At 67.4% G+C, this 4266-nt stretch carries 5 protein-coding genes and 1 pseudogene; 2 read left to right on the plus strand and 4 right to left on the minus strand.

All coding sequences use genetic code 11. The features are described 5' to 3' along the window. The 4 genes from ACEN88_RS25600 to ACEN88_RS25615 form a co-directional block, all read right to left on the minus strand. Nucleotides 1–225: ATP-binding cassette domain-containing protein (locus tag ACEN88_RS25600; protein WP_413344192.1), on the minus strand; the 225-nt coding region annotated here is incomplete at its 3' end. Further along, the gene (locus tag ACEN88_RS25605; RefSeq protein ID WP_413344194.1) at nucleotides 213–473 is read right to left on the minus strand and encodes a hypothetical protein; all 261 of its coding nucleotides are present in this window, start codon (nucleotides 471–473) and stop codon (nucleotides 213–215) included. The genes ACEN88_RS25605 and ACEN88_RS25600, both read right to left, overlap by 13 nt. A gap of 70 nt (nucleotides 474–543) precedes the next feature. Beyond that, on the minus strand, nucleotides 544–1089 hold the full coding sequence (locus ACEN88_RS25610) for a DNA-binding protein (RefSeq protein WP_413344196.1): 546 nt from the start codon (nucleotides 1087–1089) through the stop codon (nucleotides 544–546). A 25-nt stretch (nucleotides 1090–1114) separates the two neighbouring features. Continuing rightward, entirely contained in the window at nucleotides 1115–2323 is a 1209-nt protein-coding gene (locus tag ACEN88_RS25615) for a cation:proton antiporter (protein ID WP_413344198.1), read from the minus strand. A 166-nt stretch (nucleotides 2324–2489) separates the two neighbouring features. On the opposite strand from ACEN88_RS25615, the gene ACEN88_RS25620 reads away from it, so the two are divergent. Together ACEN88_RS25620 and ACEN88_RS25625 are read left to right on the plus strand one after the other, a co-directional pair. Next, the gene (locus ACEN88_RS25620) at nucleotides 2490–4079 is read left to right on the plus strand and encodes an AAA family ATPase (protein ID WP_413344200.1); all 1590 of its coding nucleotides are present in this window, start codon (nucleotides 2490–2492) and stop codon (nucleotides 4077–4079) included. Further along, nucleotides 4076–4266, plus strand: a pseudogene (locus tag ACEN88_RS25625) (hypothetical protein); the annotation flags it as partial. The gene ACEN88_RS25620 and the pseudogene ACEN88_RS25625, both read left to right, overlap by 4 nt.

Below are 4266 nucleotides of genomic sequence, written 5' to 3' on the forward strand. Positions count from 1 at the left end.
CCAGTCGGGCGCGGACATCGACGACGCCGGCCGCCCGTCCAGCAGGGCGCCGCCGTCGTGCGGATCGAGGTCGGCCAGCATGCGCAGCAGGACGCTCTTGCCGGCGCCGGACGGTCCCTGGATCGCGATGCATTCGCCCGCGTGCACGTCGAACGTGAACGGTCCGCCGAACGGCGAACGCAGGTCGCGTGCCGACAGCAGGACGGTCGCGCTCAACCCAGCCATGCGCGCAGCATGTCCGCGCTTTGCGTCATGCCGGATTTCAGGCGGCGCTCGGCCTCTACGGCGCATTGTTCGGGCGTGCCGGCGCCCTGGTCGGACGCCTTCATCGCCATGGCCCTCGCGGCGATCCCGAAGGCGAGGATCGCTTCGTCCCAGGTGAGGCCCGAGGCCAGCGCGTGTTCGACGACGTGCGCCGTCAATGCGCCGAGCCGGTCGACCCGCGCACGGTCCATGTTGTCCAGTTTTAGCATCGCTCGTTCTCCATGGCTATCGTTTGCCACGTTGTAGCATGTCCGCGGCGGGGCGTCCGTGCGGTGGCGATCACGAACGGGCGGCGGCGCGGATCAGGTCGAAGGGGGAGATGTCGCGCACGGTCGAGCGCGAGTTCAGCAGGCTGTTGTCGAAATGGCCGAAGCCGCCCGGCACGCGGGCCCGGTCCTGCCAGTGGCGCAGGGGCGTCTCGTCGGCGCCGAACTGCGCCTCCAGCTCCAGCTGTTTGACGCGGGCGGTCAGGGTGGCGACGGTGCTGCGCAGTTCCGCCAGTTCGTGGTCGCGCTCGAGCAAGGCCTGGTCGTGGGCGGCGCGCAGCTGGCGCATGCGCTCGTCGAAGCCGGCGTGCAGGCGGTCGGCCACTTCGTCGACGAGGGCGTGCAGGACGCGGCCCGTGTCTTCGCGGCGCATGCCCGGCACGGCGTCCGCGCCGCCGTCTTCGGCGCGCAGCTCCTTCAGGTATTTGTGGATGGTCGACTTGGAGCCGCTGTCGCCGAGCGCATGGCGCACCGCGTCGACGGAGGGATGACGGCCCTCCGCCACCAGCCGGTCGCGGGCTTCCCTGACCTGCGATTTCGTGAGTCCGCTGCGCGCCATGAATACTCCACTTCGTTCGATCCGATCAGGAACTGGCCTGATTCACCAGTCCGCGGTGCCGCACGCGATGCAGTTTCGGATGCACGACCGGGACGGTCAGCATTGTACTGCCGACGGCCATCAAAAGGAGCGCGGTGAACGTTTCGCTCGTGATGATCTGCTTGTCGAGGAGGATGTTGGCGAAGATGATCTCGATGAGGCCCTTCGTCTGCAGCAGCCAGCCGATGATGGATGCCTCGCCGTCCTTCCATTTCAGGACCTTGCCGGCGATGTGGGCGCCGGCCAGCTTGCCGCCGACGGACGCGAACAGCAGCAGGCCGCCCGCGAAGAACACCGCATGGCCGCCCAGGTCCCACTTGGTGCGCAGGCCGGTGCTGAGGAAGAAGACGGGCATCAGCGTGAGCAGCACGTTCCTGAAGAGGGCATCGAGGTGTTCCTGCTCGAACCAGTCCGCGTCCATCACGACGCCGGCCAGGAACGCGCCCACCATGAAGTGCAGGCCGGCCCAGTCGGCGCCGAACGCGCAGGCGATCAGCCAGATCATCGCCACATACCAGCGGTCGGTCTGGCCCAGGCGCGCCATCAGGCGGCGGAACACGAACGTCAGCACGGTGAACGCGACGAGGAAGCCGAGTTGGCGGCCGATGCGTTCGAAGTCCAGCATGATGATGGCGAGGACGCCCCAGATCGCGACGTCGTCCAGGCTCGCATAGCGCAGGATGCGCTGGCCCATCGGCTGGCGCAGGAAATCGAGTTTTTCCATCAGCAGCACGAGGATCGGCAGCGCGGTCACGGCGCAGGCCATGCCCGTGCCCAGCGTGAACTGCCACGGCGCCGCCTGCGCGCCCATCCAGCCCGGATACGACATCAGCAGCGCGGCGGCCGCGCAGCCGAACAGCAGGGGCGTGCCCAGCGCCAGGCCGGCCGTCGTCGCGCTCTCGCGGCGGTAGGTCCAGACCTTCTTCAGGTCGAGCTCGACGCCGGCCAGCATCACGAACAGCATCACGCCCCACTGCGCGATGCCGTTCAGCGTCTTCACGACGTCCGGGTTGAACACGAACTTGTGGTACGCCGGGAAGGCCGCGCCCAGCACGCCGGGGCCCAGCACCACGCCCATGATGATCTGGACGATGACCAGGGGCGCGACGTAATCCGTGCGGCCCAGGCGCCAGATGGCGTACGGGACGACGAAGATGATCAGCATCGCAAGCAGGAAGGTTTCGGTTGTGCTCATGGGTCTCCTTGTTGTATTACGTAATTATGTAACATCATCCTAGCGAGAACTTGAACAAATGAAAAGGATTTCATGAAACCTTGCTTAGTCGACAATTTGTTGTCATAACATAAGAAAATCGTTACGATTCTGCGACGCGCCCAGCCGCGCCAACGACGAGGAACCCGTGGCATTCGACTTTTTCCGCAAGATTTCCCGCGCACCGACGCATCCCCGCACGGTGTCCCGGCCGCGCGAATTCGACGTCGCCGACCTGTACCGGGGACCGGTCGCCGCGGACGGCGGCACCGACGGCGCGGACGACATGGCGGGGCAGCTGGACGAGAAGCTGCGCCAGGCCTACTTCTGGATCGTCAACAAGGCGATCATCAGCCCGCACTACGACATCGAATTCAACGAGGGCCCGCCGCAGACGTTCACGGTGGGCGACAGCCGCCGCACCCTGACCTTGCCGTCGGGGCAGAGCTATTCCAGCTTCGTGCTGCTGCCGCTGCTGACGTTCGCCACGCGCCGCAAATGCCTGTTCGTCGGCGGCCCGGGGCGCGGCAAGACGGCCAGCGCGGTGCTGATGGGCGTGCTGTCCGGCGCCAGCGTGCGCGACGTGCGGCGCGCCATGCAGCACGGCCATCCGCAGATGACGATCGCCGACCTGCTCGGCAATCCGCTGCCGGCGGACCTCGTCAACGCGCAGGACATGGCGCAGATCCGCATCGCGTGGCGCGCGTGGCTGGGTATGCGCGTCAAGATCGTCGACGAGTACAACCGGATCCCCACGCGCACGCAGAGCGCGCTGCTCACCGTCATGGGCGACAACTACGCGGAAGTGCTGAACCAGGTGTACGAATGCCCGGAGTCGGCGTGGTACCTGACCGCCAACGACGAGCAGGGCGGCGGCACGTACGAGGTGATCGAGGCGCTGCGCGACCGCATCGACGTCGTCGTGCAGGCCCTCGCGTTCAACCCGCGCTTCCTCGACGAGCTGCTCGTGCGGATCGAGGAAGACGTGCGGCCGGAAGAACTCATGCCGCGCGAACTGGTGTTCACGGACGAGGAAGTCGACCGCATGGGCCGCGCGATCCGCGCCGTCGAGGTGCCGGTCGACGTGCGCCGCCGGGTGGAATTCTTCGCCAGCCAGTTCGAGCTGGCCGAGATGGCCGGCGGCCAGTTCGAATACATGACGAAGGACACGGCGCGCCTGTCCGGCATCGCGTGGCACGAGCTGGCGGCGCTCGACAACGGGCGCGACCGCATGAAGGACCTGGGCTGCCAGACCCTGAACGGCCTCTCCGTGCGCAATCTCATGACCTTGCTGCTGTTCGCCAAGGCGCTCGCCTGGTTCCGCGGCAATCCGCAGGTGGAGCTGGACGACGTGCGCCAGATCCTGCCGTTCGTCCTGCACGACAAGCTGCGGCCCGACCCGGACGCGCCGTTCTTCGCGCTGCCCGAAAATGGCCCGTACCGGTCCGACCGCGTGAGCTGGCTGCGCCGCCTGTTCGACCTGGCGAGCGCGGAATACGCGCGCCTCGATCTCGACCGCAACGATGCCGTCGGCGAGATGGCGCACGAATTCGCGCAGGGACTGGACGGCGTGTCGGAGCGCGAGACGCGCGCGCGGCTCGTGCGCATCGAAAAGCTGATCGGCGAGCGGGTCAAGGGCCGCAAGCTGTACGGCCACCTGTACGACGACCTGCTGAAACTGAAATACCTGCACCAGCGCTACACGAACTACCTGGCCTGGCTGCGCGCGCAGGCATGATCTCGTCTGCCTTCGCCGCCGCGCTGGCCGCCGGCCGCAACGCGTTCAACCAGCGCGTGCGCGACGCGCAGCGGCATTATCCGGCGTTCCGCACCGACGTCCTGCAGCGCTTCCTGGCGGATGAAGTCGACGGCGTCGTCGCGGCCGTCGATCCCGCCCGTGCCGGCGCGGTCGCGGACGCCGCGGT

It is taken from the genome of Massilia sp. CT11-108 (genome assembly GCF_047302915.1).
GTDB classification, from domain to species: Bacteria; Pseudomonadota; Gammaproteobacteria; order Burkholderiales; family Burkholderiaceae_D; genus Telluria; species Telluria orientalis.

Coding starts and splice junctions, on each gene's coding strand:
- ACEN88_RS25605 (WP_413344194.1), bottom strand. CDS start 473: ATGCTAAAACTGGACAACATGGACCGTGCGCGGGTCGACCGGCTCGGC.
- ACEN88_RS25615 (WP_413344198.1), bottom strand. CDS start 2,323: ATGAGCACAACCGAAACCTTCCTGCTTGCGATGCTGATCATCTTCGTC.
- ACEN88_RS25610 (WP_413344196.1), bottom strand. CDS start 1,089: ATGGCGCGCAGCGGACTCACGAAATCGCAGGTCAGGGAAGCCCGCGAC.